The sequence below is a fragment of the Blastococcus sp. SYSU DS0753 genome, assembly GCF_054051175.1.
Window position 1 is genome coordinate 257,569 of sequence record NZ_JBJHAT010000001.1, and the last position, 26,892, is coordinate 284,460.

30 protein-coding genes and 2 pseudogenes are annotated in these 26,892 nt (G+C 72.6%); 9 read left to right on the top strand and 23 right to left on the bottom strand.

Features of this window, described 5'->3' with window-relative positions; genetic code table 11:
* Window positions 1-160 precede the first annotated feature (160 nt).
* The 3 genes from ACI799_RS01195 (at window position 161) to ACI799_RS01205 (ending at window position 1,832) form a co-directional block, all read left to right on the top strand.
* Window positions 161-568: an ArsR/SmtB family transcription factor gene (locus tag ACI799_RS01195; RefSeq protein WP_456612177.1), complete on the top strand. Its 408-nt coding sequence runs from the start codon at window positions 161-163 to the stop codon at window positions 566-568.
* Window positions 474-1,214: an SRPBCC domain-containing protein gene (locus tag ACI799_RS01200; RefSeq protein ID WP_456612178.1), complete on the top strand. Its 741-nt coding sequence runs from the start codon at window positions 474-476 to the stop codon at window positions 1,212-1,214. The genes ACI799_RS01195 and ACI799_RS01200 overlap by 95 nt, the downstream gene beginning before the upstream one ends.
* A gap of 126 nt (window positions 1,215-1,340) precedes the next feature.
* Window positions 1,341-1,832 (top strand): SRPBCC family protein, encoded by a 492-nt coding sequence (locus ACI799_RS01205; protein ID WP_456612179.1) that lies wholly within the window; start codon window positions 1,341-1,343, stop codon window positions 1,830-1,832.
* Between the two features lie 675 nt (window positions 1,833-2,507).
* On the opposite strand, the gene ACI799_RS01210 is transcribed toward ACI799_RS01205, so the two are convergent.
* The 5 genes and pseudogenes from ACI799_RS01210 to ACI799_RS01230 all read right to left on the bottom strand — a co-directional run bounded on the left by ACI799_RS01210 (window position 2,508) and on the right by ACI799_RS01230 (window position 6,200).
* Entirely contained in the window at window positions 2,508-3,182 is a 675-nt protein-coding gene (locus ACI799_RS01210) for a DUF4333 domain-containing protein (protein WP_456612180.1), read from the bottom strand.
* Window positions 3,183-3,307: 125 nt separating this feature from the next.
* Window positions 3,308-4,096 (bottom strand): hypothetical protein, encoded by a 789-nt coding sequence (locus ACI799_RS01215; protein WP_456612181.1) that lies wholly within the window; start codon window positions 4,094-4,096, stop codon window positions 3,308-3,310.
* Between the two features lie 198 nt (window positions 4,097-4,294).
* Window positions 4,295-4,714 (bottom strand): hypothetical protein, encoded by a 420-nt coding sequence (locus tag ACI799_RS01220; protein WP_456612285.1) that lies wholly within the window; start codon window positions 4,712-4,714, stop codon window positions 4,295-4,297.
* Window positions 4,715-5,073: 359 nt separating this feature from the next.
* Window positions 5,074-5,700 (bottom strand): annotated as a pseudogene (locus ACI799_RS01225) (BTAD domain-containing putative transcriptional regulator); the annotation flags it as partial.
* The gene (locus tag ACI799_RS01230; RefSeq protein WP_456612182.1) at window positions 5,592-6,200 is read right to left on the bottom strand and encodes an AfsR/SARP family transcriptional regulator; all 609 of its coding nucleotides are present in this window, start codon (window positions 6,198-6,200) and stop codon (window positions 5,592-5,594) included. The pseudogene ACI799_RS01225 and the gene ACI799_RS01230, both read right to left, overlap by 109 nt.
* Window positions 6,201-6,351: 151 nt before the next feature.
* On the opposite strand from ACI799_RS01230, the gene ACI799_RS01235 reads away from it, so the two are divergent.
* Window positions 6,352-7,686, top strand: coding sequence for an FAD-binding oxidoreductase (locus ACI799_RS01235; RefSeq protein ID WP_456612183.1), 1,335 nt, complete (start codon window positions 6,352-6,354; stop codon window positions 7,684-7,686).
* Window positions 7,687-8,331: 645 nt separating this feature from the next.
* Here ACI799_RS01235 and ACI799_RS01240 read toward each other — a convergent pair.
* Complete coding sequence (locus tag ACI799_RS01240; RefSeq protein ID WP_456612184.1) at window positions 8,332-8,823, bottom strand: VOC family protein; 492 nt, start codon at window positions 8,821-8,823, stop codon at window positions 8,332-8,334.
* A gap of 59 nt (window positions 8,824-8,882) precedes the next feature.
* Entirely contained in the window at window positions 8,883-9,350 is a 468-nt protein-coding gene (locus tag ACI799_RS01245; RefSeq protein ID WP_456612185.1) for a MarR family winged helix-turn-helix transcriptional regulator, read from the bottom strand.
* Window positions 9,351-9,695: 345 nt separating this feature from the next.
* Here ACI799_RS01245 and ACI799_RS01250 point away from each other — a divergent pair, with 345 nt between their 5' ends.
* Entirely contained in the window at window positions 9,696-10,970 is a 1,275-nt protein-coding gene (locus tag ACI799_RS01250) for a flavin-containing monooxygenase (protein ID WP_456612186.1), read from the top strand.
* Between the two features lie 16 nt (window positions 10,971-10,986).
* Window positions 10,987-11,943, top strand: coding sequence for an NAD-dependent epimerase/dehydratase family protein (locus ACI799_RS01255; protein WP_456612187.1), 957 nt, complete (start codon window positions 10,987-10,989; stop codon window positions 11,941-11,943).
* An 84-nt stretch (window positions 11,944-12,027) separates the two neighbouring features.
* Here ACI799_RS01255 and ACI799_RS01260 read toward each other — a convergent pair whose 3' ends face one another.
* From ACI799_RS01260 to ACI799_RS01270, 3 genes are read right to left on the bottom strand one after another with little or no spacing between them, the layout of a single operon-like run.
* Window positions 12,028-12,294, bottom strand: a complete 267-nt coding sequence (locus ACI799_RS01260; RefSeq protein WP_456612188.1) for an SDR family oxidoreductase — start codon at window positions 12,292-12,294, stop codon at window positions 12,028-12,030.
* Window positions 12,295-12,308: 14 nt separating this feature from the next.
* Window positions 12,309-12,749, bottom strand: coding sequence for an SDR family NAD(P)-dependent oxidoreductase (locus ACI799_RS01265; RefSeq protein ID WP_456612189.1), 441 nt, complete (start codon window positions 12,747-12,749; stop codon window positions 12,309-12,311).
* Between the two features lie 2 nt (window positions 12,750-12,751).
* The gene (locus ACI799_RS01270) at window positions 12,752-13,822 is read right to left on the bottom strand and encodes a cyclase family protein (protein WP_456612190.1); all 1,071 of its coding nucleotides are present in this window, start codon (window positions 13,820-13,822) and stop codon (window positions 12,752-12,754) included.
* Window positions 13,823-13,984: 162 nt separating this feature from the next.
* Between ACI799_RS01270 and ACI799_RS01275 the strand changes: the two genes are divergently transcribed.
* Complete coding sequence (locus tag ACI799_RS01275; protein WP_456612191.1) at window positions 13,985-15,355, top strand: NAD-dependent succinate-semialdehyde dehydrogenase; 1,371 nt, start codon at window positions 13,985-13,987, stop codon at window positions 15,353-15,355.
* Window positions 15,356-15,393: 38 nt separating this feature from the next.
* Here the strand turns inward: ACI799_RS01275 and ACI799_RS01280 are convergent.
* The 6 genes and pseudogenes from ACI799_RS01280 to ACI799_RS01305 all read right to left on the bottom strand — a co-directional run.
* Window positions 15,394-15,810 (bottom strand): annotated as a pseudogene (locus tag ACI799_RS01280) (nuclear transport factor 2 family protein); the annotation flags it as partial.
* Window positions 15,811-15,979: 169 nt separating this feature from the next.
* On the bottom strand, window positions 15,980-16,603 hold the full coding sequence (locus tag ACI799_RS01285; protein ID WP_456612192.1) for a cysteine hydrolase family protein: 624 nt from the start codon (window positions 16,601-16,603) through the stop codon (window positions 15,980-15,982).
* A 62-nt stretch (window positions 16,604-16,665) separates the two neighbouring features.
* Window positions 16,666-17,574: an ABC transporter substrate-binding protein gene (locus ACI799_RS01290; protein ID WP_456612193.1), complete on the bottom strand. Its 909-nt coding sequence runs from the start codon at window positions 17,572-17,574 to the stop codon at window positions 16,666-16,668.
* Complete coding sequence (locus ACI799_RS01295; protein WP_456612194.1) at window positions 17,571-18,281, bottom strand: ABC transporter permease; 711 nt, start codon at window positions 18,279-18,281, stop codon at window positions 17,571-17,573. The genes ACI799_RS01290 and ACI799_RS01295 overlap by 4 nt, the downstream gene beginning before the upstream one ends.
* Window positions 18,278-18,955, bottom strand: a complete 678-nt coding sequence (locus ACI799_RS01300) for an ABC transporter permease (protein WP_456612195.1) — start codon at window positions 18,953-18,955, stop codon at window positions 18,278-18,280. Before ACI799_RS01300 ends, ACI799_RS01295 begins: the two co-directional genes overlap by 4 nt.
* Window positions 18,952-19,764, bottom strand: a complete 813-nt coding sequence (locus ACI799_RS01305; RefSeq protein ID WP_456612196.1) for an ABC transporter ATP-binding protein — start codon at window positions 19,762-19,764, stop codon at window positions 18,952-18,954. The genes ACI799_RS01300 and ACI799_RS01305 overlap by 4 nt, the downstream gene beginning before the upstream one ends.
* 200 nt (window positions 19,765-19,964) lie before the next feature.
* Between ACI799_RS01305 and ACI799_RS01310 the strand changes: the two genes are divergently transcribed.
* Window positions 19,965-20,504, top strand: a complete 540-nt coding sequence (locus tag ACI799_RS01310) for a PadR family transcriptional regulator (protein ID WP_456612197.1) — start codon at window positions 19,965-19,967, stop codon at window positions 20,502-20,504.
* Between the two features lie 85 nt (window positions 20,505-20,589).
* Here ACI799_RS01310 and ACI799_RS01315 read toward each other — a convergent pair whose 3' ends face one another.
* The 7 genes from ACI799_RS01315 to ACI799_RS01345 all read right to left on the bottom strand — a co-directional run bounded on the left by ACI799_RS01315 (window position 20,590) and on the right by ACI799_RS01345 (window position 26,188).
* A complete protein-coding gene (locus ACI799_RS01315) occupies window positions 20,590-20,901 on the bottom strand; it encodes a muconolactone Delta-isomerase (RefSeq protein WP_456612198.1) in 312 nt (103 codons plus the stop codon).
* Entirely contained in the window at window positions 20,898-21,752 is an 855-nt protein-coding gene (gene catA, locus ACI799_RS01320) for a catechol 1,2-dioxygenase (RefSeq protein ID WP_456612199.1), read from the bottom strand. Before catA ends, ACI799_RS01315 begins: the two co-directional genes overlap by 4 nt.
* Before the next feature lie 49 nt (window positions 21,753-21,801).
* Window positions 21,802-22,905 (bottom strand): mandelate racemase/muconate lactonizing enzyme family protein, encoded by a 1,104-nt coding sequence (locus ACI799_RS01325; protein ID WP_456612200.1) that lies wholly within the window; start codon window positions 22,903-22,905, stop codon window positions 21,802-21,804.
* A complete protein-coding gene (locus ACI799_RS01330) occupies window positions 22,902-23,840 on the bottom strand; it encodes a LysR substrate-binding domain-containing protein (protein WP_456612201.1) in 939 nt (312 codons plus the stop codon). The genes ACI799_RS01325 and ACI799_RS01330 overlap by 4 nt, the downstream gene beginning before the upstream one ends.
* 121 nt (window positions 23,841-23,961) lie before the next feature.
* A complete protein-coding gene (locus ACI799_RS01335; RefSeq protein ID WP_456612202.1) occupies window positions 23,962-24,873 on the bottom strand; it encodes a DODA-type extradiol aromatic ring-opening family dioxygenase in 912 nt (303 codons plus the stop codon).
* Between the two features lie 157 nt (window positions 24,874-25,030).
* Window positions 25,031-25,468 (bottom strand): DoxX family protein, encoded by a 438-nt coding sequence (locus tag ACI799_RS01340; protein WP_456612203.1) that lies wholly within the window; start codon window positions 25,466-25,468, stop codon window positions 25,031-25,033.
* A gap of 141 nt (window positions 25,469-25,609) precedes the next feature.
* Window positions 25,610-26,188, bottom strand: a complete 579-nt coding sequence (locus tag ACI799_RS01345; RefSeq protein ID WP_456612204.1) for an NADPH-dependent F420 reductase — start codon at window positions 26,186-26,188, stop codon at window positions 25,610-25,612.
* A 92-nt stretch (window positions 26,189-26,280) separates the two neighbouring features.
* On the opposite strand from ACI799_RS01345, the gene ACI799_RS01350 reads away from it, so the two are divergent.
* Window positions 26,281-26,811 (top strand): MarR family winged helix-turn-helix transcriptional regulator, encoded by a 531-nt coding sequence (locus ACI799_RS01350; protein ID WP_456612205.1) that lies wholly within the window; start codon window positions 26,281-26,283, stop codon window positions 26,809-26,811.
* Window positions 26,812-26,892: the final 81 nt, after the last annotated feature.

Below are 26,892 nucleotides of genomic sequence, written 5' to 3' on the forward strand. Positions count from 1 at the left end.
TCCACGTGACCGCCAGGAGCGCCCGAGTCGAGCCGCTGTCCTCCGCCTGGAGTACTTGCCACGACGGATTCTCGTTGCGCAGCCGGCGCTGGGTCTGCTCGGCCGCTCGTGAGATGGCTCGTATCGACTTATATAAGTAGGGGCCGGTAGGATCTGGTTCGTGCACGCGTTCGACATCCTCGGCGACCCAGTGCGCCGACGAATACTGGAGTTGCTTGCCGACGGCGAGCAGACCTCGGGCCGAATCACGGACGTGATCCGGGCCGAGTTCGGACTCTCCCAGCCGGGTGTCTCACAGCATCTGCGTGTGCTGCGTGACAGCGGGTTCACGTCGGTGCGACCTGAGGGAGCTCGCCGGTTCTATGCCGTCGAGCCCCGGCCGCTGAGCGAGGTCGACGCATGGTTGGACCGGTTTCGCCGGTTGTGGCCACAGCGCCTCGACGCCCTGGAGACCGAACTGGCCCGGGGCAGGCGTGCAGCTCGGACTCCGGCTGGTGGGGAGTCCACTCGACCGGCCGAGCCTGGCATCGATGCGGACAAGACGGATCCAGCAGCGAGGGGCACATGACGTGAAAGACGTACTGGACGAACTGGCCGCCGCGCGCCGGGCGATGGGGAAGGGCAGCGTGCCCGCCGGCGAGGCGTACACCATCGAGTTGCGGCGGCGATACGAAGCGCAGATCGACGACGTCTGGGACGCCGTTACCAGCCCCGAGCGGCTGCATCGCTGGTTGAGCCCGGTCACCGGGGATCTGCGGCTCGGCGGGAAGTTCGAGTTGGACAGTGGCGAGCACGGCGAGATCCTCCGGTGCGAGCCGCCGCGGTTGCTGAAGGTGTCCTGGCTCTACGGGCCGGACGCCGACGCTTGGCCCGGCACGAGCGAGGTGGAAGTGCGTCTGGTCCCGGGGCCGACCGGCGACACCGAGTTCGAGCTGATCCACGCGGCGGTCGTCGAGGAGCCCCTCTTCCCGACCTACGGCCCCGGTGCCGGCGGCGTCGGCTGGGACCTGCATCTCCTCGCCCTGGCCCGGCTGTTGGCCGGTGGCGAGACCGCCGACCACGAGGTGGTCCAGAGATCGCCCGAAGGGCGCGAGCTCATCCGCCGCAGCGCAGCGGCCTGGGGCGATGCTCACCTGGCCGCCGGTGGCGAACCGGAGCACGTCGCGGCCGCGGTCGAGGCCACCATCACGTTCTACGCGCCCGACCCGACCTGAACTCCCCGCTGCGGTGAGCTGATCGGCGTTCATGGCGCTCGCAAGACGGATGTCAGGCATCCGCGTCGAAGAGCAGACGAGCAGCACAACAGGCAGGTTGACCCACCGCCGGGAGGAAGGCGCGACATGAAGTACACCAACTCGATCGAGATCGCCCTGCCGCGAGAGAAAGTGGCCCAGCTGCTCGCCGACCCGGCGCACCTACCGAAGTGGCTGCGAGACCTGACGCTGCACGAGCCCGTGGAGGGGATGCACGGACAGCTCGGGACCACGTCCCGGGTCGTGATGCAGTCGGGGAAGCGGACGTTCGAGTGCACCGAGACGATCACACGCCGGGATCCGCCAGACCTGGAGGCGATCCCCACAGAGGCCGTCGTTCACTTCGAGCGAGAGATCGTCGGCGCGGGCATGTGGAGCGTCGTGCGCGATCGGCTGACCGAAGCCAGTCCGGCGTCGACGCTCTGGGAGAGCGAGAGCGAATACCGGTTCGCCGGTCCGCTCATGCGGCTGGTGGCGCGGCTCATGCCCAGCGCCTTCCACAAGCAGTCGCAACAGCACATGGAGGATTTCAAGGCGTTCGCCGAACAGGGGAAGGACGTCCGCGAACTGAGGGGCTGATCTGCCGCGATCAGCAACGAACAACTCCGGCGGCGATCGGCCGTCGCTCGGCGCGATCGCGATCGGGCACTTGCGTTCCCACGCTCGGTTCCTGGTGGATGATCGCATCCGGGCGGGCGCGTCTCGTGCGGGTATCGAGGGGGGCACCGGCCCGGTGGGCTCGCGGTCGGGCGCGAACACCAGCCGTGCCGGGGCCGGCCGCTGCCCGGCTCCGCAGTGTGGGTGTCGGCGTGCGACACGGTACGTACGCACACGGCTGCCGGACTGATGGGTAGGGGCCCTGAGCCGCCGCCGGGCATGGACCCGACCGTGGGCTGCCAGGGGCAGGCAGGACCCGATCGCAGGTCCAGCAGCGACGTATGGGGATCGACAGCACTGCCGCGGGGAGAGGTGGCCGGCGCCGCCGGGGCAGGGGGCGACGCCGGCCGGCCCTCCGGTCAGTGGACCGAGGCGCTCGCGCGGGCTGCCCGGCGAGCGGCTTGCTGAGCGCGGCGGCTCCAGCGCCGGGCCGCGATGCGCCGGCGGGCCTGCAGGTTCGCGGCCGGGCCGCTGCCGACCAGGTCCGGTTCGGGCCGCAAGGCCGGGTGCTCGGAGGTCACGAACTCCATCCGCCGTGCCCGGAGGCCGCTGGGTGCCGGGGGACGGACGGCGGTACCGGTGCGGTCGGCCACGATCTCAGGCCTCTGTGTAGTCGACGCTGCCGTCCGGCCGGACGGCAGCGATCACGGCCAGGTTGTCGGAGGCGTCGTCCACGTTGGTGACCGTGCAGGGCAGGGGGGTGCCGACGCCGTCGACCAGGACCCGCCGCCCGCCGGCGTCGCACGAAGCCGTGACCGACAGCCCGTAGTCCGCGCCGACCTGGGCGGCGAGCATCTGCTCGACGAGGTCCAGCATGATGATCTCGCCGTCCAGATCGAACCGCACGTTGCCCTCGTCGTCCTCCTGCCGGACGGTGAAGGTCACCGGCTGGCCGTCCAGCTCCGCGGAGCACGTGAAGGTGCCGCCGGCCTCGGCGGTGATGTCGGTCGGGCAGTCCACGCCCGTCGCCACCGCGCCGGTCTGCTGCTCGGACTCCGCAGCGATCCGGTCCGCGACCTCTGCCGTGTCCGACGTCGGCTCGCCGAGCAGCAGGAGGGCCCCACCGGCGAGGCCGACGACGGCGACGACGCCACCGGCGACGGCCGCGACGATCCGGCCGGTGTGGCGGCGCGGCGGCGACGGCGGGAGCGGCGAGGGGCCGAACCCCGACGGCGGCGCAGGCGGGAGCGGGTGGAACGAGGTCGGCTGACCGGGGGCCCCGTAGACCGTTCCGTGTGCGTGGGACGTGTAGGGGCTGGTCTGCGGTGCCATGGTCTCTCTCTCCTCCGGGGTGGTGAGGACGACCGTGGCGGAGAGCGCTTGCGCGGGGCTTGCCGTTGTCTTGGGCGCGGGTCTGCAGATCCGGCATGACCGGCCGGCGGGAGACGCCGGCTCGGCTAACGGGAGTTCGCCTCCGCGGTAGCGGGTGCCGGGCCGGCCTCGGCCAGCTCGGAGACGAGGTCGCAGGCAGCCGAGAGGCTCAGCAGGGCGCCCTCGGCGAGCGCCTCGGCGTGCTCGGCGGGGCGCAGGGCCGCCCGGGCGCTCTCGACGTACCGCTGGCCGTCGACCGGGTCCATCCGCAAGGGGTCGTACCCGACCCGCCGGGCGGCGGTCTGCACGGCACCCAGCAGGACGGCGCCGGCGCGGGGTCGGCCGCTCGCGGTGGCCGCACCCACCGCCGCGAGGAGCCCGGCCAGGGTGCCGGTCACGTCACCCTCGGGGTGGGTGACCTCCACCATGCGCTGCAGTGCGGCGAGCGCCTCCGGGCCGCGGCCCAGGTCGATCAGCACCTTGGCGCGGATCCAGAGGGCCGACGAGTGCGCCCAGGAGTGGCCCAGGTCCAGTGCCAGCGCCTCGGCCTCGGCCAGACGTTCCAGGGCTGCACCGGGGTCCCCGGCGACCCGCGCGAACTGACCGAGCGTCATCGCGATCTCCGCCTGCACCCACGTGATGCCGGATGCCTGGGCGAGCCGGAGGCCGCGGGCCATGTCCCGTGCGGTCGTGCCGTCGGGATCGGCCTGCCCGAGCAGGGCTCGGACGAACCCGCGCAGGACGAGTGCCAGGGGCAGCACGCCCTCCCGCTCGTCGGCGGCCCTCACAATCTCGTTGGTGCGCGCCCAGATCGAGGGGACGTCCCCCGACAGGTAGGCCAGCAGCGCGTCGCCCAGCAGGCCTCGGCTGCGCACGGCGGACGGCGCATCGGCGGTTCCGAGAGCCGCGGCCAGCCATCGGCGGCCCTCCTGCACGTGCCCCCGTCGGTACCACCACCAGCTCAGTGCCCCGGCGATCCGGAGGGCCAGCTCGCCCTGCCCGGTGGCCAGCGCGTGGGACAGCGCGGCCCGGAGGCCGGGTTGCTCCGCGTCCAGCCGACGGGCGCTGTCGGTCTACTCGGCCCTGCGCAGCGTCGGCTCCAGGCGTTCGACGACGGCGAGGACGAGGGCCGCGTGCCGGTCCCGCAGCTCGCGGGCCACCGTCTGCCCGAGATGCCGCTCCGCGTACTGCCGCAGCGTCTCCAGCATCCGGTAGCGGCCCGTCGCGTGGTCCAGCTCGACCAGGGACTTCGCGACGAGACCGCGCAGCAACCCCAGGGTGCTGCCGCCCACCTCGGGGCCGGCCACCGCGTCGACCGCCTCGGCCGCGAAGGTGCCGGGCAGCACCGACACGGCGTGGAAGACGGCCCGTTCCGCGGGGGAGAGGAGATCGACGCTCCACGCGACCGTGGCGGCCAGCGTGCGCTGGTGCGGTCGCGCGGAGCGCCAGCCGCCGGACAGCAGCGTGAACCGGTCGTCGACACGGCCGACCACCTCTGCCAGCGGGAGGGTGGACAGGCAGGCGGCGGCGAGCTCGACGGCCAGTGGCAGCCCGTCCAGGGCGGCGCAGAGCTCGCGGACCTGCTCCAGCTCCTCGGCGTCGGGTCGGCCAACTGCCGGGCGGTCAGCCGGGCGCGGTCGAGGAACAGCTCCTCGGCGTCGCTACCCGGGGTGCCGGTGGGCATGGGGCCGCAGGGCAGCACAGCCTCGCCCGGGATCCCCAAGGGCTCCCTGGAGGTGGCGAGGACCTGCAGCTGCGGGCAGCGGGGGAGCACCGCGGCGCACAGCCGCGCCGCTGTCTCCACGACGTGCTCGCAGTTGTCCAGCAGGAGCAGGAGCGCGCGATCCTGCAAGGCGGTCGCGATCGCGGCGACGGCGTCCCCACCGGCGAGGCTCACGCCGAGCACCGTGGCGACCTGTGCCGCGACCAGGTCGGCGTCCTCGACCTCCGCCAGCTCCACGAGGGCGGTGGGCGGCGCCCCGGCCGGCCGCCGGCGGGCGGCCTCCAGCGCCAGCCGGGTCTTGCCGGCGCCGCCCGGCCCGACGAGGGTCGTCAGCCGCTGACCGGTCAAGGCCTCGGCCACCGCCGCCAGCTCCCGCGTGCGCCCGACGAAGGCGGTCAACGGCACGGGCAGCGGAGCCGCGGTCGGCTGCGCCGGCGCCGCGGGGTGCTCGGCCGGAGGCCGCGGGACGGGCTCCGGGAGCCGGCGGTCGGTGCCGGCCAGACTCGGATCCTGGCGCAGGATGCGCTCGTGCAACGAGGTGAGCGGCCGTCCGGGATCGACTCCCAGCCCGTCGGCCAGCAGCACCCGTCCCTCGGCGTAGACCTCCAGCGCGTCCGCCTGGCGTCCGGCCCGGTAGAGCGCCAGCATCAGGCAGGCGCGCAGGCCCTCCCTGAACGGCTCGGCACGGACGAGCTCCCGGAGCTCGTCGTCGACCTCGACGTGCCGGCCCAGCCGGAGGTCGAGCTCGGCGGCCAGTTCCCGCGCGTCGAGCCGCAGCTGGGCCAGGCGCGCGCACTCCTCCATCGCGAACGCGGTTGCGACGTCGCATAGGCCGGCCCGCGCCAGAGATCCAGCCCCTCGGCGAGCGCCGACCGGGCTGCCTGGACGTCCTGCCCGGACAGGGCCCGCGCCGTGCGCAGCAGCCGGACGAAACGGACCGCGTCGACCTGCTCCGGGTCCACCGCCAGCCGGTATCCGGGTTCGCGGGTGACGAGCAACGTCCACCCACCGGGTGCCGCGTCGGGTTCCAGCTCGCGCCGCAGCCGCGAGATCACCGCCTGGAGAGTCGTCGCCGCGGCAGCCGGCTGTCGTCCGCTCCACACCCGGTCGACGAGCACGTCGAACGGGACGACATCCCCGGCGTCCACCAGGACGGCGGCCAGCACGGCCCGGTGCCGAGCCCTGCGACACGGCAGCAGGCGCCCGTCGTGCCATGCCTCGACCGGGCCGAGCACTCTGAACGTGGTCCCGTTCATCCCGGCGCAGGGTAGGGCCCTGGGTCGGGTCGCGGGACCCTTTTACGCGCGCAAGGCCTGGCCAAGCCGGCCCCAAGCGTCGGTCTGCACGCTGACGTCGTCCGGTCGTCGTCCCCCAGCCCGCGAAAGCGCCGTGCCGCCAAGGATCTCCGTGCCTCGTCCGGTCCCCGACCTCATCGCCCAGGTGCAGGATCGGCTGTCCGCGGAGGCCGAGGTGCGCAACGGCCGGACCGTGCACGTCGCCCGCGCCGCAGATGTCGTGGCCGCCGTCCGGCTGGCCGGCCGCCACGGGACCACGGTCGCGGTGCGCGGCGACGGTCCGTGGATGGCCGGGCCGGCTCCGGGGCTTCTCATCGCCCCGGAGCGCCTCGACGAGGTCAGCGTCTCGGCCGGTGGGTGGGCCAGGGTCGGCGCTGGAGTGCGTTGGCGGCGGCTCCTGGACGCCGCCGCACCGCACTGCCTGACGCCGGTGACCGGCGCCCGTGCCGAAGAGCGGGTCGCCGACTCGGTGACCGGCGGCGGGGTGGGCCCGGTCGCCCGGACCTACGGCCTGGCTTCTGACCGGGTGCGGGCCGTGGAGCTGGTCACGGGGGACGGCGTCCTGCGCCGGGTGTCGCCCACGGAGGACCCCGAGCTGTTCTGGGCGGTGCGGGGCGGCGGCGACCTCGGCGTGGTCACAGTTGTCGAGCTGGACCTGCTCGCCGCGGGGACGGTCCATGCCGGCGTGGTCGGTTTCGCCGCCGCCGACGCCGACCGGGTGCTCGACGCATGGCGTCGGTGGATCATGGCCCTGCCGGCGCAGGCCGGGACCTCGCTCGTGCTGACGCGCGCCCCGGCGACGTCGCCGACGGTGTCGGTCGGCTTCTCCTGGACCGGCGACCCGGACGACGTCCGGACGGTGCTGGGTCCACTGCGGACGTCCGCGCGTCCCGTCAGTGACGGCGTCCAGCCACGTCGCTCCGGTGGAGTGACCGCGATCCCCGCCCGGCCGAGGTTCGGCGTCGAGTCATCGCTCCTGCTGGACGAGTTCCCTGCCGAGGCGATCCCGATCCTCCTCCGGCTGGCGGCTGCTCCCGGTCCTCGGTCGGTCGAGCTGCGTCTGCTGGGCGGCGCGATCGCCTGGCTCCCTCGACAGCCCAGCGCCGTGTGCCACCGTGACGCCCGACTGGCCGTGCGCGTGATCGGCGGTCGGAAACCCCCGGAACGGGCGGCCACGTACGCCGGCACCGAGGAACTGGCCGCCCGCGTGCGCCGGGACACCGGAGGGCGAGCACCGGCTCATGGCCTGGGAGCGGCACCCGACGTGCTCGCTCGGACGCCGCTGCCTGATGTCCGCGATCGGTTGGCGGCTCTCGCCCTGAGCACCGACCCGCATCGCATCCTGTACGGATCGCATCGGAGCGGGTCCGAGCCATCCGCGAGGGCACGTGATCGCGACGCCGTGGCAGCGGCGCGCGACCGGACGCATCCGTCCCGGACCCGGTGACCGCGCGGTAGCGCACGAGCCGGTCGGCATCGTTCCCACTCGACGGCGTGGCCCTGACGCCGGTCTGCCCGCACGTCAGGAACGGCAGAGCCCCACGGGCGTTGGCCGCGCCAGGTTCTCGCTGTGTCCGAGGGGGGACTTGGGCACCGCGAAGTGGGAGCCGTCCCACCTGCTGCTCCCGGAGTGGGGGAGGAGCGCGGTGCGCGCGGCTTCGTGGACATGGTCGAAACGTAGCGCGCCGGTCGGACAGTGAGGATCGCCCTGCTGTCGTCAACCATTCACCCGCCGTCGGCTGCCAGATTGGTTCCGGTGTGGCGAACCACGATCGGCGACAGCCAGGAAGGCAGATGTTCCCGGGGTCGCCGGGAGGCATTCCGGTGCGAAGGCGCGCGGTGCACGGCGATGACGGTGAGCTGATCGAATGGTCCACGCACCGGGCGATGGATCCACCGATCACCGACTCCACGTCGTCCGTGGGAGCACCCCCTCGCTTTGCCGATCGTGCCCACGCACGAGCAACCGCGGGGCCTTCAGTGGCGCTCGGCTACGTCCAGCGGCCGGGCCTGGCCGAGTGGTGATCCCGCTGCGGTTGCCGCCATGAGCCGGCAACCCCGCCTGTGGACGGAGGAAGCGCGCCCACCTGGACTACGTCGTTGGCGGTGGGTGCTCGGCGACGCAGAAGAGATTCCCCTCTGGATCGGCGAGAGTGGTCCACTGCGCGTGCGGGACCTCGTCCAGGACGTCCCATCGGTAGGTCGCCCCCAGGCGGATGAGGCGCTCCACCTCGGATTGCCGTGAGCCCCACGGGACGGTCAAGTCCAAGTGGACCGCCTGGCGCTCCGGGCGGGAACCCTGCCGGGGGCGGAAGAACATCGCGAACCCACTGTTCCCGGCGGGCGGCAGGTAGACCGTGCCGTCGCCCGGTGGTGAAGGCGTGGAGCCGGTGACGGACGCCCAGAACCTGGCGAGCGTCGCGGGGTCCTGTGCCTCCATGTTGATAGCTCCTAGGCTGACCGGGGGAGCCGTCACTGCGCATCCACCTTCCTGTGCGACTCGCCGCGGGCGGGGTGGCGGCGAGGATGGTGAGCGGAGCGGGTGAGTGAGCCCGGGCAGGAGCCTCGGCTCCGAGTGCTGCATGGGTGGTGGGTGCCCACGCTACGCATCGGGAGGCCGGTGCCATCAGGGCCGTGCGGCGATCAACGTCCGGTGGCCTCCGCGCCGGCAACCGCCCGCAGTCGATCGAGGAGGTCGTCGAGCGTCGCGCGGTCCTCGTCGCTGAGGGGGGCGAAGGTCGAGCGCAGGTTGGCCGCATGCACGGGAGCCGCCTCCTGCAACTTCGCGCGGCCGGCGTCGGTGAGTGCGGCGTGGGAGACCCGCCGGTCCGTCGGGAAGGGGATGCGCTCTACGAATCCGGCGGACTCCATTCGGTCGATGAGCCGCGTGACGCCGCCGGTGGTGAGGCTGATCTGCTCCGCGAGGCTGCCCATGGTGAGACGGCCACCCTCGGATCGGGCGAGCCGCACTAGTACCTCGAACCACGCATGGGGCAGATTGCACCGAGCCTCGAGATCGGCGCCGAGTCGCCGCTCCAGTCGGCTCTGGACCTCCAGCAGCCGGCCGAAGGTCGTGATGAGGGCGTCGTCGCGCCGAGAGACCGGGAGCACGAGAACAATCTATCGCGTCAGTAGTTGACGCCTCAAGCATAGTCGGCATAGTGTCCCCGGCGTCGGCATCGTCTCCCCGGCGACCGGGACTTCCTGAGCTGCCGACCGCCCCGGGAGGTCCTGCGCATCACGGTCATGGGGTGAGCCGCCACGTGGCGCTGAGCGCCCACCGGGACGAGGTCCGCGCAGCGGCGCGGAAAGGTTCTGCCGGCCGGAGCCGCACGGCCGCCGTCCCAGTCCATCGGGGAATGGCGTACCGGCCGTTGACGAGGGCGCCCGGGGCGATCGAGCTCTGGGCCGGAGTCCGGTAGAAAGCAGAAGGCCATCGAGAGGTGAAGATCTCCAGTGAAGGCGTGCATCATCGGCGCGGGCGCTTCGGGCGTCACGGTCGCCAAGAGCTTGGCGCAGCGAGGCGTCGACTTCGACTGGTTCGAGAAGGGGTCGGCACTCGGCGGCCTCTGGCGCTACGACAACGACAGCGGGACGTCCTCGGCCTACCGCTCGCTGCAGATCGACACCAGCTCGCGCAGCCTGGCCTACCCCGATTTCCCGGTGCCCCATGAGTGGCCGGCGTACCTGCGCGCGAGTCAGGTCCTCGAGTACCTGGAGCGCTACGCAGCCGCATTCGGCATCGCGGACGCGGTGCAGACCTCGACGGAGGTCACCTCGATCGAGCGGTCGGGCGGGCGGTGGTCCGTGGCCACCGACCGGCACGGCGACCGGGAGTACGACGCGGTGATCGTCGCCAACGGTCACCTGAGCGTGCCCCGTCGTCCGGCCTTCCCCGGAACGTTCACCGGTCAGGAGATGCACTCCCACGACTACCGGATACCGGAACCGTTCAGTGGCAAGAACGTCGTCGTCGTGGGCATGGGGAACTCCGGCTGCGACATCGCGGTGGATCTCGCCCGAGTCGCCGGTCAGGTGTACCTCTCGACGCGCCGCAGCGCATGGATTCTCCCGAAGTACCTCTTCGGCGTGCCGACGGACCGGTGGTCCGCGCTGCTCACGCGCCGGTTGCGGCTACCCGTTCCAGTGGCCCGGAACCTGGTGCGGGGGCTCGCTCGCGTCGCCGTCGGCCCGCAGGAGCGATTCGGCGTGCCCAAGCCCGCGCACCCCATCCACCGCGAGCACGCCACGATCGGGCAGGAGCTGCTGCACTACGTGGCCTACGACTGGATCCGGGTGCGGCCCGACATCGCGTCGTTCTCCGGGGACGAGGTCCGCTTCGCCGACGGCACGAGCACGACTGCCGACGTCGTCATCTACGCGACCGGCTACGACCCGTCTTTTCCCTTCCTGCCTGCCGAGCTGGTGGCACAGGCGGAGCACGGTGGGCGGCTGTACCGGCGGATCGTCCACCCCGACGCGCCTGGGCTCTACTTCGCCGGCCTGGTACAGCCTGTCGGCCCGACCATCCCCCTGGTCGAGATCCAGGGGCGCTGGCTCGCCGGGGTGCTGACCGGGGACGTGGCGCTGCCCGACGAGCAGGCGATGACGCAGGAGATCGCGGCACACCGCCGTTGGGTGCGCTCGACCTTCGTCAACTCGGAGCGGTACCGCCTCGAGGTCGACTACCGGACGTACGCGAGGCAGCTCGAAAGCGACATGGCGGTCTGAGTCCCCAGGAGGAGCCATGCACGTACTGGTCACCGGCGGCACCGGGATCATCGGCAGCCTGACCGGGCGGAAGCTCGCCGACCGGGGCCACCGGGTCCGGCTCCTCGACGTCGCGCCGGACCCGGTGGCGGTGACGCGCAACCGGGGGCAAGCCGGCGCCCTCGAGGTCCTGGCAGGTGACGTGCTGTCGTTCGGCGACGTCGGGGCGGCGGCGCGGGGCGTCGACGCGATCGTGCACCTGGCGTACAGCCTGGGGGAGGCCACGAACCGGCGCCCGTACGCCGCCACGCAGCTGAACGTGCAAGGGACGGCGACGGTCCTCGAGGTGGCACGGCTGCTCGGGGTCGGACGGGTGGTGCTCGCCAGCTCCATCGCCGTGTACGGGTCCGACGACGCGTACCTGCCCGAGGAGCTTCCCCTCGCCGAGGACGCGGCCACCCGGCTGGCTCCGGGCATGCCGCTCTACGGCGCCGGGAAGCTCTACCTGGAGCAGCTCGCCCGCGTCTACCGCGCCACGCACGGCCTGCTGTGCGTCGGCATCCGGCCCAGCCCCGTCTACGGACCAGGTGGTGTCCGCGGTGTCTCGGGCTGGCTCTCCCGGGTGATCGAGGGAGCCGCTACGGGACGGACCGTCCAGGTGGACCGTGGCGACGCACGGATCAGCCTGGTCCACGTGGAGGACGTCGCCGAGCAGCTCGTCCGGCTGGTGGAGCTCGACGCGGCGGCGTTCGGCGACCGCCACTTCTTCAACACCGGCGGCGACACCACGACCATGCGGGAACTCGCCGGGCTCGTCGAGCGGATCCTGCCGGAGGCCCGTCTCGAGGTCACCTCGGACGGGTCGCCGGACATCGCCGGTCTCGCCACCCAGGTCAGCGGCCGGGCACTCGCCGAGCTCATCGGGTACGAGCGCCGGTTCGGCCTCAGCTCGGGCCTGCGCGCCTACATCGAGGTCGCCCGCTCTGCCGCCTGAGTCGTTCGGCCGCTCGGCAACGGTGGGGTGGCGTCGCGATGACGGCCCAGTCGCGGCGGACGGATCCGGTCGAGGGCGGCATCCTCAGAGCGGCGCGACTCCGACGGTGATGCCGCCGCAGACGTAGAGGGCCTGGCCGGTCACGAAGCCGGCGCGGTCGTCGAGGAAGAACTCGGCGGCGTGCGCGACGTCCTCGGGAGTACCCAGCCGCTTGACCGGCACCGAGTCGATGATCGCCCGGGTGCGCGGCGCCCCTGGTGGGTTGGCCCGGTGGAAGAGCTCGGTGGCGATCGGGCCAGGCCCCAAGGCGTTGACGGTGATGCCGTGCTCCCCGAGCTCGAGGGCCCACACGCGGGTCAGCCCGATCAGCCCGGCCTTGCTGGCGGCGTAGGCGGTGCGCTCTTCCTTGCCAGGGCCGCACGTGAGGCCATGTTGACGATCCGGCCGAAGCCGGCGACGCGCATGCCTGGCAGGACCGCCTGGGCGCACTGGATGGCGCAGCGCAGGTTCAGCGCGAACGCAGCGTCCACCTGCGCCAAGGTCTGCTGTTCGAGCGGAGCAGGGAACACCGCCCCGACGTTGTTGACCAGCCGGGTGATCGGCCCGTCGGACAGCGCCTCGGACAGCGCGGCGGCGGTGGCGTCCGGGTCGGCGAGGTCCGCCCGGATGCCGCGCCCGACGGGGGCGGGGTCCCGGTCGACCACCACGACGTCCCAGCCGTGCGCGAGGCCGACTCTGGCGATGGCGAGCCCGATGCCGCTGGCACCGCCGGTCACGAGCAGCCGCGGAGCGAGGGGCGCAGTCACGGTCACACCGTCGCGATGGGAGTCACCGGAGAACCGGTGGCGCCAGGGAGCCGCAGGGGCGGGGCGGTGAGGAGGCACCGGGAACGCCCCGCGGCCCGCAGGTGATCGGCGAGGTCGGAGAGCCACCACAGCTCTCCCAGGTGCACCCCGAGACGGAACAGGCAGAGCTCGTGCAGGGGGAGGACGGGGTCGCCGGGACCCGCGCCGATGGCAGGGAAAGCCTCGACGGCGTAGTTGTCCGCGGCGATGGCGGCGACCCCGCTGTCGGTGATCCACTCCCGCAGCGCCGGGTCGGTGCCGTCGAGGACCGCCCCCACCTGCAACGACTCGGCGGTGGGCCGCTTCCCCTGGGCGAGCACCTCGCGGGCGAAGCCCGTGTGCAGCAGCAGCACGTCCCCGGGCTCCACGACCGCATCGTCGGCGGCCATGGCGGCGGCGAGAGCGGTGAACCCGACGACCACGCGCCCGGTGCCGAGGTGGGCGGCCAGGTCGACCAGCACCGCGCGGCCCTGAACGCCGTGTTCGGCCATCGAGGTGACGTCCACCGGCCCGGCGTCGGAGGTGGAGGCGCGCCCCTCGGCCGCACCTGCGATGTCGGTGAGACTGGTCAGGCCGGCGCGCCGCGGGCTGTCCGGGCCGACGACGTCCACGCCGGCACGCCAGCCGTTGTAGTAGACGCGTTCCGGGCTGCCGTCGCCGTCGGCGTCGAAGACCGCACCCTCGTGGCCGAAGGCGTCCCACTGCGTCGAGTACTGCGTGTGGAGGACGACGAGGTCGTCGCACATCACGTCGGTCGCGCCGTCGTACGCGACCGCCATGTCGCAGTTGAAGTTCACGGTCCCCGCACGCAGGCCGGGACGGACGATCGGTGGGAACCGGTTGGGGTTCAGTGCCATCCCGCCGGGGTGGTCCAGGGGGAGGGAGAGACAGAACGTCCGCCCCTCCTGGACCTCGGCGACGCCCTTGCGCACCTGCTCCGGGCCCATGAGGTTGAGGCGCCCCCGGGTGTCGTCGTCGCCGAAGTCGCCCCAGTTCGACCCCGGCGGTCGCTGCCGCCACCGAACCGTCGCCACCACACCCACCTCCGTCAGCAGCCCCTCGTCGAGACCCCGTGGGGAGTCTGACCGGTCACGGCCGGCGGAGGTGTGCCGAATCGGCACACGCCGGACGTGGCCCGGGTCACCGACCATGGCCTCGACGGGTGGGGCGAGACCACCCCGGGAGACAGGAGCACCATGAGCGAGTACGCCACGGTCGACCCGGCGACGGGAGAGCGCGTGCGCTCCTTCCCGACCATGACCGACGCCGAGGTCGGTGATGTGCTGCTCCGGTCCCGCAGAGCGCACCTCGTGTGGCGCAGGACGGGCCTGGACGACCGTGCTGCCGTCCTGCAGCGGGTGGCCGATCTGTACCGCGAGCACGTCGAGGACCTGGCCGCCCTCACCACGCTCGAGATGGGGAAGCCGCTGGCAGAGGCCCGTGCCGAGGTCGGGCTGGCCGCGTCGATCTACGAGTACTACGCGCGGAAGGGCCCGGCGTACCTCGCCGACGAGGAGCTGGAGATCGCCGGGAGCGGCACGGCTGTGGTGCGGACGGAGCCTCTGGGCCCGTTGCTCGGGATCATGCCGTGGAACTTCCCCTGGTACCAGGTGGCCCGTTTCGCGGCGCCGAACCTGCTGCTCGGGAACACGGTGCTCCTCAAGCACGCTCCCAACTGCCCGCAGCAGGCGCTGCGGATGCAGGAGCTGTTCGAGAAGGCGGACCTCCCGCCGGACACCTACCTGAACGTCTTCGCCACCAACGAGCAGGTCGCGGACATGATCGCCAGCCCGGTGGTGCAGGGGGTGTCCCTGACCGGCTCCGAGCGTGCCGGGGCCGCGGTCGGTGAGGCCGCCGGGCGGCACATGAAGAAGTACGTGCTGGAGCTCGGCGGCTCCGACCCCTTCCTGGTGCTCGAGGACGCCGACCTGGACGCGGCGGTCACTGCGGCCGTCGCCGGCCGCATGTTCAACGGTGGCCAGGCCTGCACCGCCTCGAAGCGCTTCATCGTGCACACCGACCTGCACGACCGGTTCGTCGAGGGCCTGACCGCGGGCATAGCGGCGTGGAAGCCTGGTGACCCGACTTCGCCGGACACCAGGCTGGGGCCGCTGTCGTCCGTCCCGGCCCGCGACGACCTGGCGGAGCAGGTGCAGGACGCCGTCGAACGGGGCGCGGTCGTCCACACGGGCGGGGCGCCCGTCGAAGGACCCGGTGCCTGGTACCCCGGGACCGTCCTCACCGGTGTGACGCCGGAGATGCGCGCCTACCGGGAGGAACTCTTCGGGCCGGTGGCGGTCGTCTACCGGGTGGACTCCACCGATGCGGCAGTGGAGATGGCCAACGACTCGAGCTACGGCCTGGGAGCGTCGGTGTTCACCCGGGACGCCGCGGTCGCCCAGCGCGTTGCCGAGGAGCTGGAGACGGGCATGGTCTGGATCAACGCCACCAGCCGGAGCGCTCCTGACCTGCCCTTCGGCGGCGTCAAGCGCTCCGGCGTCGGCCGCGAACTCGGCCGCTTCGGCCTCGAGGAGTTCTGCAACAAGAAGCTCGTCCGGCGACCCTGACGCCGGGTGGGCGGGAGGAAGTCCTCCCGCCCACCCGGTCACACCTCCGTGTCCGGGTGAGTCGCCGCAGCTGCCGCCGAGGCGAAGCCAAACCGGTGGAGGTCCCAGCCCTCGGCCAGCGGTCCCCAGTACAGGAACCGCACCTGCTTCTCCCGGATCCGCCACCCTTCCGCCGTCCGCACCAGGTGGTCCCGGTACCGGCCGGCCGAGACGTGGGGTGCACCGGCGACCACGACTGGCTGCCACAGGAGCGACCGGGCGGTGGCGTGGTCGTCGGCGAGGTCGATCTCGTAGTTGGTCACGTAGTGCCACAGGGCGGTGAGGCCGGCGCTGGCGAGGCCGGCGAAGAACGCCGTCACCGCGGCCCGGCCCTCGATCCGTGAGAGCCCGTCGAAGACGCCGTCCTCGGTGAAGCAGTCCCCGAGCCGGTCCCACTGGCCTTCGTCGAGGTGCCGGGCGTACCGGGCGTCCGGCTAGCGGATCTCCTCCCGGTCCTCTAGCGCCTGGACGCTCACCGTCGACGCGGGGGCCACCGCGCCCTACAAGCCGCCGGCGCCCGCCTGAGTGGCGACCGTCCCGCCCTCCCGCGACGACGTGCGCGAGGGCGGGACGGCGGCCGACCCGTCAGTCGCGGGACGCGGCCCGCAGCGCCTGCGTGACCTCCGCCGTGCCGGCGACGGTCGCGATGTTGGTCAGCGCGTAGCTGAGCGCGGCGTGCTGCCACTCGGCGCTGATGGAGGAGGTGGCGTCGGAGACAATGGTGACCTCGTAGCCGTGGTCGGCGGCATCGCGGACCGTGTGCTCGACGGCCATGTTGGTCCAGACGCCGACCACGACGACCGCCGTGATTCCCCAGTTGCGCAGCACGGTGTCGAGAGCGGTGCCGTTGAACGCGCTCATGCGGATCCGGGCCAGGACGAGCTCGTCGCCGACCGGCTCTGCGCCGTCCACCGGGGCTGCGCCCCAGGTGCCCTGGCGGAGCGACTCCGGACCGATGAGCCGGAAGATCGGCGCGTTGCTGCCGCCGCTGGGCCGACCGGGGTGGGCGACGATGTGGTTGTGGACGACGGATACGTCTGCGGCCCGGGCCGCGGCCAGGACGGCGGCCACGTTCTCCACGACGTTCTGCTCGGCGGCGTGCGCTGCCGCGCCGAAGGAGGCGAAGGCGCCGTCGGGATGGAGGTTGTCGTTCTGCATGTCGACGACCAGGACGGCGGTCGATACGGCGTTGAAGGTCAGCTCGGGCACGGGGAGGGCTCCTCGATCGGGGTGGGCGGGCGCCTTGACACGGCGCCCGGTTGTGGAAGGACTTAGAAGAGGTCCTGCTCGGCGAGCCAGGCGGCCGCGATGGTGGCGGCCGGTGCCTGCTCGTCGACGCTCTGGGCGTTGAGCTGCTGGAGCCCTTGAGGCGTCAGGGCCGCGTCGATGGTGTCGATCACCTCGGCGGCGCGCCCGTCGACGTCATCACTGGCGATCGGGACGAGGTGCGAGGCGAGGAAGAGCCCGGCGGGGTCCTCGAGCACCACGAGGTCGTTCGCGGCGATGGACGGGTCGGCCGTGTAGATGATGGCGAGCTGGATGTCGCCGTCGTGCAGGGCCTTGACCGTCAGCGGGCCGCCGCCGTCCTCGATCGGGGTGAAGCCGACCTCAATGCCGTAGCGGGTCCTCAGTCCCTGCGGGCCGTTGGGGCGGGTCTCTCCCTCCGAGTTGCCGCCCAGTGTCAGTGGTCCGGGGACACGGGCCAGGTCGGCGATCGTGGTGAGGCCCCACTGCTCGGCGAAGGCCCGGGTGACGACGTAGGCGTCCTGGTCGGTCGCGGGGGACTGGTCGAGGACGCGCAGCCCGTTCGGGACGGCGTCGGTCAGCTCGGCGTACACGTCGTCGGCCAGACGAGCGCCGGTGTCCGGCCGCCAGTACTGCAGGAGAGGGCCGGTGTACTCGGGGAAGAGGTCGATGCGCCCCGACTCGATCTCGGGCAGGTAGACCTCGCGCTGCCCGATGCGGAACTCGCGGTCGACCGGGTGGCCCTCCGCCTCGAGGGCTTGGGCGTAGATCTCCGCGACGATCTCGTTGGAGTAGTAGTCCTGCGAGCCGATGACGATGGCGTCGGCGCTGTCGGTCTCGACCGCGCCGAGCGGGTCGGAGGAAGAGCAGGCGCTCGATGCCAGGGCGGCGGCGAGTGCGGGCAGCAGGAAGAGACGGCGGATGCGGCGGTTCACGATGTCCTCGGGGTCGGTGTCGGTCGGGATCGGGACGTGTCAGGGCGGGCGCCTGCGGCACGAAGGCGGACCAGGCGTTGGACGAGAGCGAGGGCGATCTCGAGGGCGAGGGCCAGCGCGGTGACCAGGAGCGCTCCGGCGAGCATCTGGGGGTAGTCGCGGGACTTGAGGCCGGCGAACAGGAACCGGCCCAAGCCGCTGTCGGCGACGTACGCGGCGAGGGTGGCCGTGGCCACCACCTGCAAGGTCGCGGTGCGGATACCGCCGACGATGACGGGAGCCGCCAGTGGTAGCTCGACGCGGGTGACGATCTGCCGCTCGGTCATCCCGATCGCCCGCGCGGCGTCCACGGTCTGTCGGTCGACCGCCTCCACGCCGGCGTAGGCGCCGGCCAGGAGCGAGGGAACTGCCAGGATCACCAGGGCGATGACCGGCGCTCGCAGGCCGATGCCCAGGGTCAGGCCGAGCAGGGTGAGCAGCCCGAGGGTCGGGACGGCGCGGACAGCCCCGGCGAGCACGACCACGGCTCCGCGGCCGCGGCGGACGTGGCCCACCAGGACGCCGAGCGGCAGGGCGACCGTGGCGGCGCAGCCGAGCACGACGGCGCACACAGCCAGGTGCTGGACGAGGCGGGCGGCGATACCGGCGTCCCCGACCCAGCGTGCCGGCTCGGCCAGCCAGGCGACGGCCTCGGCGAGCAGGCTCATCCCGTCACCGCCGATCGGGTGCGGCGGTGCACCCGGCGGGCGGGGGTGCGAGCCCAGGGGAGGAGGACCCGTCCCGCGAGGACGCACACGCCGTCCAGCACGAGTGCCAGCAGCACCGTCATGACCAGGCCGGTGACGATCTCACCGGGCAGCCCTCGCTGGAAGCCGTCGGTGAACAGGGTCCCCAGGCTGCTGATCCCGACCACGGCCCCGACGGTCACCAGGCCGACGGTGCTCACGACGACGACGCGCAGGCCGGCGAGGACGACGGGAGCGGCCAGGGGCAGCTCCACCTGCCAGAAGCGGCTCCACGTGGAGAACCCGACGGCGGTGGCCGACTGCGTGACGTGCCCGGGGACCGACCCGAAGCCATCGGCGGCGCTGCGCACGAGCAGGGCCACTCCGTAGACGGTCAGCGCAGTGACCATCGTCGCCGCCGACCGCAGTGGGGTGCCCAGCACCGCCGGGATGGCGATCAGCAACGGCAGGGACGGGACGGCGTACAGCAGGCCCACACCCGTCAGGAGCGGGCCACGTGCCAGCCGGTACCGGTTGGCGACCCACCCCAGCGGAACGGCGATCACCAGGCTGAGCAGCACGGCCGGCGCGGAGAGGAGCAGATGGGTGGTCGTCAGCTCGACGACGAGGGCGGAGTTGAGTCGGAGCCAGGTCATGGGACCAGCACTCCGGCAGGTCTGCCATCGCCGTCGACGAGGACCGACTGCCCGTCCACCTCGACGGTCCGCAGGCTCCGCTTCGCGGTTCCGGACCCGACGAAGTCGGCCACGAACCCGTCGGCCGGCCGGGTGAGCAGCTGCACGGGGGAGCCGACCTGGGCGATGCGGCCCCCGGCCCGGAGCACGACGACACGGTCGGCCAGCGCGAACGCCTCGTCGATGTCGTGGGTGACGAAGAGGATGGTCTTGCCGAGGCGCGTCTGCAGGTCGCGTAGCTGGGTCTGCAGGTCGGCCCGAACGATGGGGTCGACGGCGCCGAACGGCTCGTCCATCAGCAGGACGTCCGGGTCCCCCGCGAGTGCCCGGGCGACGCCCACCCGCTGCTGCTGCCCCCCGGACAGCTGCGCCGGGTACCGGGCGGCCAGCGCGGGCTCCAGCCCCACGAGCTCGAGCAACTCGAGGGCGCGGGTACGCGCCTCCCGCCGGCGGGCGCCGGAGAGCAGCGGGACGGTGGCGACGTTGTCGGCGACGGTCCGGTGGGGCAGGAGCCCGCCGGCCTGGAGGACGTAGCCGATGGAGCGGCGCAGCTCCACGGGGTTCCGTCCGCGGACGTCCTGCTCGTCGATGAGGACGGCGCCGGCGGTGGGCTCGACCATCCGGTTGGCCATTCGCAGCAGCGTGGTCTTCCCGGACCCCGAGGAGCCGACGAGGACGACCGTCTCGTGGGACGCGACGGTCAGCGACAGGTCGTCGATGGCGGTGGTGCCGTCCGGGTACTGCTTCGACACGGAGCGGAACTCGATCACGGCGCGCCTCCTCCTCGACGTCACCCGAGGCGGTTCGGGTTCCTGCCGAACGGTCCCGGGTTCAGGGCGGGCGGACGCGGCGGCGACCTGTCGGCGCCGCCGGTCTCACCCGTCGCCGGTGACGGGGCCCATCGAGTCCGCCGTGCAGCCAGTGCCACATCGAAACGCGGTATCCCGATTCGATGTGCGACACTAGCACGGTGCTCGAACTCGCGATCCTGGGATTCCTGGCCGATGGCCCGCTTCACGGCTACGAGCTGCGACGCCGCGTGGCGGCGCTGTCGGGATACGCGCGACGGGTCAGTGACGGCAGCCTGTACCCGGCGATCGCCCGGATGGTGAAGGCAGGCCTGCTCGACCGACGGGTGGAGGAAGGCGCGGCGGCGGCGCCGCGGTACGTGGTGAGCCTCACCGGTGCGGGTCGAGAGGAACTGCTCCGCCGTCTCCGGCACGCGGACGAGCAGGACGTGACCGACCCCAACCGCTTCTTCACGGTCCTCGCGTTCCTGTCGCACCTGCCCGACGTGGACCAGCAGTACGCCGTGCTGCGCCGGCGGCTGGCCTTCCTCGAGCAGCCGGCGAGCTTCTTCTACGAGGAGGACCGGCCCCTCCGTGCCGCTGAGGTCACCGACCCGTACCGGCGGGGGATGCTGGTGATCGCCCGCGCGACCAGCCGCGCCGAGCGTGCCTGGTTGCGCGAGGTCCTGGGTCCCGACGCCGACGGCGCGACCGCCTCCTGAGCTCGCCGCCGTCCCGTGCCCGGGACGACTCGGCGCCGCGCACGGGGCAGAAGTCGTGCGCGGCGCCGGCGGGCCTACCCGCACGTCAGGAGGCCGGGGTCCCCGGGGGGTCGAGGGCGATGTCGGACGGGTGCCCGGCCAGGGGAGTGACCGTGATGGTCATGTGCGGGAACAGGGGCAGGCCCCAGAGGATCTCGTGCAGCTGCTCGTTGCTCTCGACGGCGAAGACGCTGAGGTTCGCGTACTCACCGACGCACCGCCAGATGTGGGGCCAGTGCCCGGAGCGCTGCCATCCCTGCGAGTAGGCCTTCTCCCGGGCCAGGAGGTCCGCGCGTGCCGCCGGGTCCATGTCAGACGGCAGTGCGACGTCCATGCGGACGGCATACAGCTGGGTCACGCCTCGGGGTCCAGGGTGAAGTCGTAGGTGACTTGCTCGCCGGCGCCGGAGGTGGCCGGGGTGGGCCGCAGGATGAGCTCGGGCTTCACGGCCTGGGCGACGTCGTCCTCCACGTACTCGCCGCCGTCGAAGTACAGCTGCGTGGTGATCAGCTGCTTACCCGGGGCGGTGACCTTGAGGTGCAGGTGGGCAGGCCGCCACGGGTGCCATCCGGCGGCGGCGATGAGCGCGCCGCAGGAGCCGTCGGTCGGGATCTGGTAGGGCGCAGGCTTGATGGTGTGGAAGGTGAAGCGGCCGTCGGGGCCGGTGAGGATGGTGCCGCGCAGGTTCCACTCGGGGATCCCGGGCGCGAACTGGGAGTAGTAGCCGTCGTCGTCGGCGTGCCAGAGCTCGACCCGCGCGTCCTCGAGCGGGTTGCCGTCGAGGTCGGTGACGGTGCCCTGGAAGACGAAGGGGGTGCCCTTCTCGCCGTCGCGCATGGGGAGCGTGGCCTCGCTGCGGAACTCGGGCGCGCCGGGGATGTAGTACGGACCCTCGATGGTGCCGCTGGTGCCCTTGCGGTCGGCGTTGACGACCTCCTCGACGACGTGCTCGAGCCAGACGTCGAGGAACAGCGGCCACTCGCCGTCCTCGCCCACGCGGATCAGCCACGCCTTGAGCGCGTCGTACTCGGCGTAGGTGACCCGGTGCTTCCGGATGACCTCGTGCAGGGCCGTGATGGCGTCGGTGGCGATGGCCGAGACCCGGTCCTGGTCGACGGCAGCGGCGCTGCGCTCCTTCTGGGCGAACTGCTGCGTGGCGTTGCGGCCGGAGCCGGCGGCGGTCGGGTTGACCTCGGTGGAGGCGGTCATCGGGTTCTCCTGCGTCGGTGCGGGATGGGGAGGGGACTGCGGTCGGTGCTCAGCAATCGGTGCGGTAGCGAGCGAGCTTGTCGGGGTCGATCTCGATGCCGATCCCCGGGCCGGCGGGCACGGCGAGCTCGCCGCCGGCGATGTGCAGCGGCTCGGTCAGCAGGTCGTCGGCCATGTCGAGGAAGTTCGACAACTCGCCGGCCCGCCGGGAGGTGGCGCGGTGCGCGGCGCCGAACGCGACGGCACAGGCGGTGCCGATCTGGCCGTCGATCTGGTTCCCCATGACGACCTCCACGCCGAGGCCCTGGCACTGGTGCAGGACCCGCTGACTGGTGGTGAACCCGGTGCGGGCGGTCTTGATGCTGATCATCGTGGCCGACCCGCCGAGCAACTCCCGGGTCACGTCCGCGGGGGTGGGGACGCTCTCGTCGGCGACGGTGGGGATCCGCGTACGGGCGGTGAGCCAGCGGCGGCCGAGGACATCGTCGGCAGGGGAGAGCTCCTCTGCGAGGGTGAGGTCGAGGTCGGCCATGGCGTCGAGCGCCCGGGCCGCCTCGGCGTGCGTCCAGCCGCGGTTGCCGTCGACGTAGAGCTCCACGCCCGGGCCGAGTGCGGCGCGCAGCGCCCGGCAGGCGCCGACGTCCAGGTCGACCGGTCGCCGGCCGACCTTCACCTTGAAGGTGCGGATGCCGAGCTCGTCGTGCAGGCGCTGGGCCTCGGCGACCATCTCGGCGTCGGGTGCGAAGCCGACCATGTGGGAGACCCGCATGCGGTCGGTCCAGCCGCCGAGCAGCTGGGACACCGACAGGTCCAGGGTGCGCCCGAGCGCGTCCCAGAGGGCCATGTCGACGGCGGCCTTGGCGGCGGGGTTGCCCACGGTGCGGTCCATCCGCGCGTGCACGGCCTCGCGCTCGAGCAGGGTCAGGCCGACAAGGTCCGGCGCGAACACCCGCTCGACGATCGCGACGATCGACTGCTGCGTCTCGCCGTAGGTGTAGGGCCGCGGCGGCGCCTCGGCGGTACCGACGACGCCGTCGTCGGTGTGGACCCTCACCAGCACGTGGTCGGCGACGTGCACCTCGCCGCTGGCGAAGCGCAGCGGCTTGCGGTACGGGATGGCGAACGGGATCGCGTCGATCTTGGTGATCTTCACCGGGGGCCTTCCGAGGAGACGGCGGGGATGGCGGGCGATGGCCTCGCAGTCGCGGCGAGGAAGCCGTCGGCCTCGAGCGCCCGGAGCAGCAGCGGGAGGGCGGGGGAGGGGTCGGCGGTGCGCCAGGCGAGCGCCAGGTCGACGTGCACGTCGTCCCGGACCGGTATGAACCGGACGCCGTCCACGTGCAGGGCCTGGACGGATTCGGGCAGGACGGCGACGCCCGACCCGGCGGCGACGTGCGTCAGGAGGATGGTGATGCGCGCTGCCTCGTGGGCGCGCCTGGGCAGGAACCCGGCGGCCAGGCAGGCCTGGGTCACCGTCGCGTTCACCACCGAGTCCGCCGGGCTGTAGACGACGAAGTCCTCGTCCCGCAGGGCGGCGAGCGGGATGGAGCGGTCACCGGCCAGCGCGTGCCGCTCGGGAACCGCCAGCACGAGCCGCTCGCGGCTGATCAGCCGCGAGGCGAGGCCGGTCCTGCGTAGCGGAGGGCGCAGCACGGCGACGTCGATCCGGTCGTCCTGCAACGCCTCCTCCTGCGCGGGGGTGAGCAGGTCGGGGACGAAGTGGAGCTCCAGGCCTGGCAGCTCGCTGGCGGCTACCCGGGCCAGTCGGGGGAGGTGACGGAAGGCGGCGAGCCCGGTGGCGCCCACGCGGAGCAGCCCCGCGCTGCCGCCGGCGACGAGCCGGACCCGGGTCTCGGCGGCATCGACCGCGTCCAGGATGCGGCGCGCGTCGCGAAGCAGGGCCTCGCCCGCCGGCGTGAGCTCGACCCGACGAGTCGTGCGGGTGAACAACGTCGCGCCGATGGAGGACTCGAGCTGGCGGATGGCCTGGGAGAGCGGCGACTGAGCCATGTGGAGGCGCTCGGCGGCCCGCCCGAAATGGCAGGTCTCCGCGACTGCGACGAAGTACTGCAGCTGGCGGATCTCCATGTCGCCTCCCCTCGGACTCGGCCGATGTGACGCAGCCAACGTATGGCTGCGATCCTGCCTGGAGAAGGACTCATTCCGGCTCGACCGAGACGCTCCGCGTCCGAATGTGCCAGCGTTCGGGTCAGGCCGTCTGGAATGACCGCCGGGAGAGCCCGACCCCGTAGCCGTCCAGGGTGGTGACCACCGGCGCGCAGGGGTCGTCGGCCGCGCCGAGGGTGACGAACAGCGGCGTGAAGTGCTCCACGGTCGGGTGCGCGTAGGGCATCCCCGGCGCCGCGGTGCGGAAGCGCGCGAGCTCGGCGACGTCGCCCCGGGCGAGCGCATCGGCGGCCCAGGCGTCGAAGTCCGCCGACCAGCCCGGTGCCTTGTTCTCCCGCCAGGCCTCGCGCGTCAGGAAGGCGAGGCCGTGGGTCATGTGGCCGGATCCGATCACCAGGACGCCCTGTTCCCGCAACGGCCGCAGCCGCTCGCCGAGGGTCAGGAGCTTGTCGGGGTCCTCGGTCGGCAGGCTCAGCTGCAGCACCGGGACGTCGGCTGCCGGGTACATGATCTTCAGCGGCACCCAGGCCCCGTGGTCCAGCCCGCGACGGGCGTGCTGGTGCACGGTCTCTCCGTCCGGCATGAGATCGACGACCTGCCGGGTCAGCTCCCCGGCGTCAGGGGTGTCGTAGCGGAACGTGTAGTACAGCGGGTCGAAGCCGCCGAAGTCGTAGACGAGCTCGCTCGGCCGGGCGGCGCTCACCGACAATGGTGCGGATTCCCAGTGCGCCGAGACGACGAGGACCGCCTTGGGCTTGGGCAGGGCCCGCGCCCAGGTGTGCAGCGGGTCCAGCCATTCGGAGCTCTCGAACGGCAGCGGTCCGCCGCCGTGGGACAGGTAGAGGCTCGGTAGCGGACCCTCCTCCGGTGTCCACGCGTGGTGCGGGGCGGACGCTTCGAGCGCGGCGGCCCGCCGCAGGTGCCCGGCGAAGGCGTGCCCGGCCGGGATGCGGGCGTCGGCGACAGCGGTCGTTGTAGGCGTGTGGGCGGTCATGTCGACTCCTGGGGTCGGGGCGGAGGTGGCGGGGGACGTCGCGGACGTGGACTCGGGGGCACTGCCCGGCCGGACTCACCGCACCGGCAGGATCGCCGGCTGCGCGGGGGCGGCCGGGCGGCCTCCGAGGAGAGGGTCGCCCGGCCGCTACGCCGGCTCAGGCGTCCACGGCCTGGCCGGTGCGACGTCGGCTGGTGAGCAGGTGGTCGACGCTGAAGCGCCCGGCGCCGATGGCGGCCAGCAGGAGGGCGGCCGCGCCGAGGGCGAGGACGAGCTCGGAGCCGCCCTGCTCGACGAAGAGGCCGGCGCCGGCGTGGACGAACACGAACGCGCCGATCATGTCGACCAGCAGCAGCAGCCCCGCGGCGGGGACGGCGAGCCCGACGACGAGGGCGGCGCCCCCGACGAGCTCGACCACGGCGGCGAACCAGGCGGCGGCCTGGGCGGCGGGGACTCCGACCTGGTCGAAGAACGCGGCGGTGCCGTCGATGCCGTTGGTGAACAGCTTCTGCCAGCCATGGGCGACGAAGGTCAGGCCGACGGCGACGCGGGCCAGGAGGAGGGCGAGGTCACGGGCGGGGGCGGGGAGGTTCACGGTGAGTCCTGTCATGGTGGTCGGGTCGGAGGCCGGCGCCGGTCGGGCCGGTGCGGGGAAGAGCAGTGGAAAGCCGGGGCGGGGGTGGGGGCGGCGTTCGTGCCGCCCCCACGTCTTCCGCGCCGTGTGGCGGGGCGGTCGTCAGGCGATGACGGCGAACCCGGCGGTCCAGGCGATCTTCTCGCCGGCGGCCAGGGTGATCTGCAGGAAGCCGAGCGCCTCGAGCTCGCGAGCGCGGGCCAGGGAGCCGGCGTCGATGGCCCGCAGGCCACCGGCGGTGACGATCCCGGCCAGCAACGCCTTGGCGTCGGCGTCGTCCCCGGCGATCAGCACGGTCGTGGGCTGCTGCCCGCCGACGGTTCCCGAGGCGAGGGTCGCGGCGAAGGTGGTGTTGAACGCCTTGACGACCCGGGACCGGGGGAGGGCGGCGGCGAGCTCGGCGGCTGCGGACCCGTCCGCCGGGACGACCAGGGAGTCGAAGGTCTCGAAGTTCACCGGGTTGGTGATGTCCACGACGACCTTGCCGACCAGCTGGTCGCCGCGCTGGGCGACGATGTCGGCGATCGCACCGTAGGGGACCGCGAGGACGACGACGTCGCCGGTGATCGGCTTGTCCGCGTCGGTCTCGTTGAACAGCTCAACGGTGTTGCCGCCCTTGGTGACGACGCTGGCGATGGCCGGTCCCATGTTGCCGGTGCCGAGGATGCTGACGTGTGCCATGACTGACTCCTGACGGGTGATTGGTTGTTGCTACAACGTTCGCCCTGTAGAAGGCACTTGTAGCTGCAACCATTCCGGTGGAGGATGTGACCGTGGACACCCCTTGGCTCGAGCGGCGCCAGTTGCGCGCGTGGATCCGTCTCGTCGCGCTGGTCGAACTGCTCCCTGGCGTCCTCGACGCGCAGTTGCGCCGGGACGTCGGCGTGACGCACTTCGAGTACTACGTGCTGGCGATGCTCTCGGAGGCGCCTGGCCGGACGTTGCGGATGAGCGAGCTGGCCCGGCAGACCAACGCGACGCTTCCCCGGCTCTCGCACGTGGTGGACCGCCTCGAGCGGCGCGGCCTCGTCGAGCGCTTCCCATGCCCAGAGGACCGCCGGGCGACCAATGCGCGGCTCACCGAAGCCGGATGGTCGACGGTGCAGAATGCGGCCCCCGGCCACGTGGTGAACGTGCGGCACCACGTCGTGGACGCCCTCAGTGACGAACAGATCGACCAGCTGGCCGCGATCGGCGACGCCATCCTCGCCAGGCTCGATCCCTCGGGGGCGATGTCGGCGACCTACACCCGCTACGACGAGGAGCCCGAACCTCCGACCCTAGGGCGGACCGCCGGTGGATGACAGCGGCCGGCCAGGGCGCCGATCCGTGCCAGTTAGTTGACTGGTCAACTAACTGCGTCTACCGTCCACTGCGACGTCAAC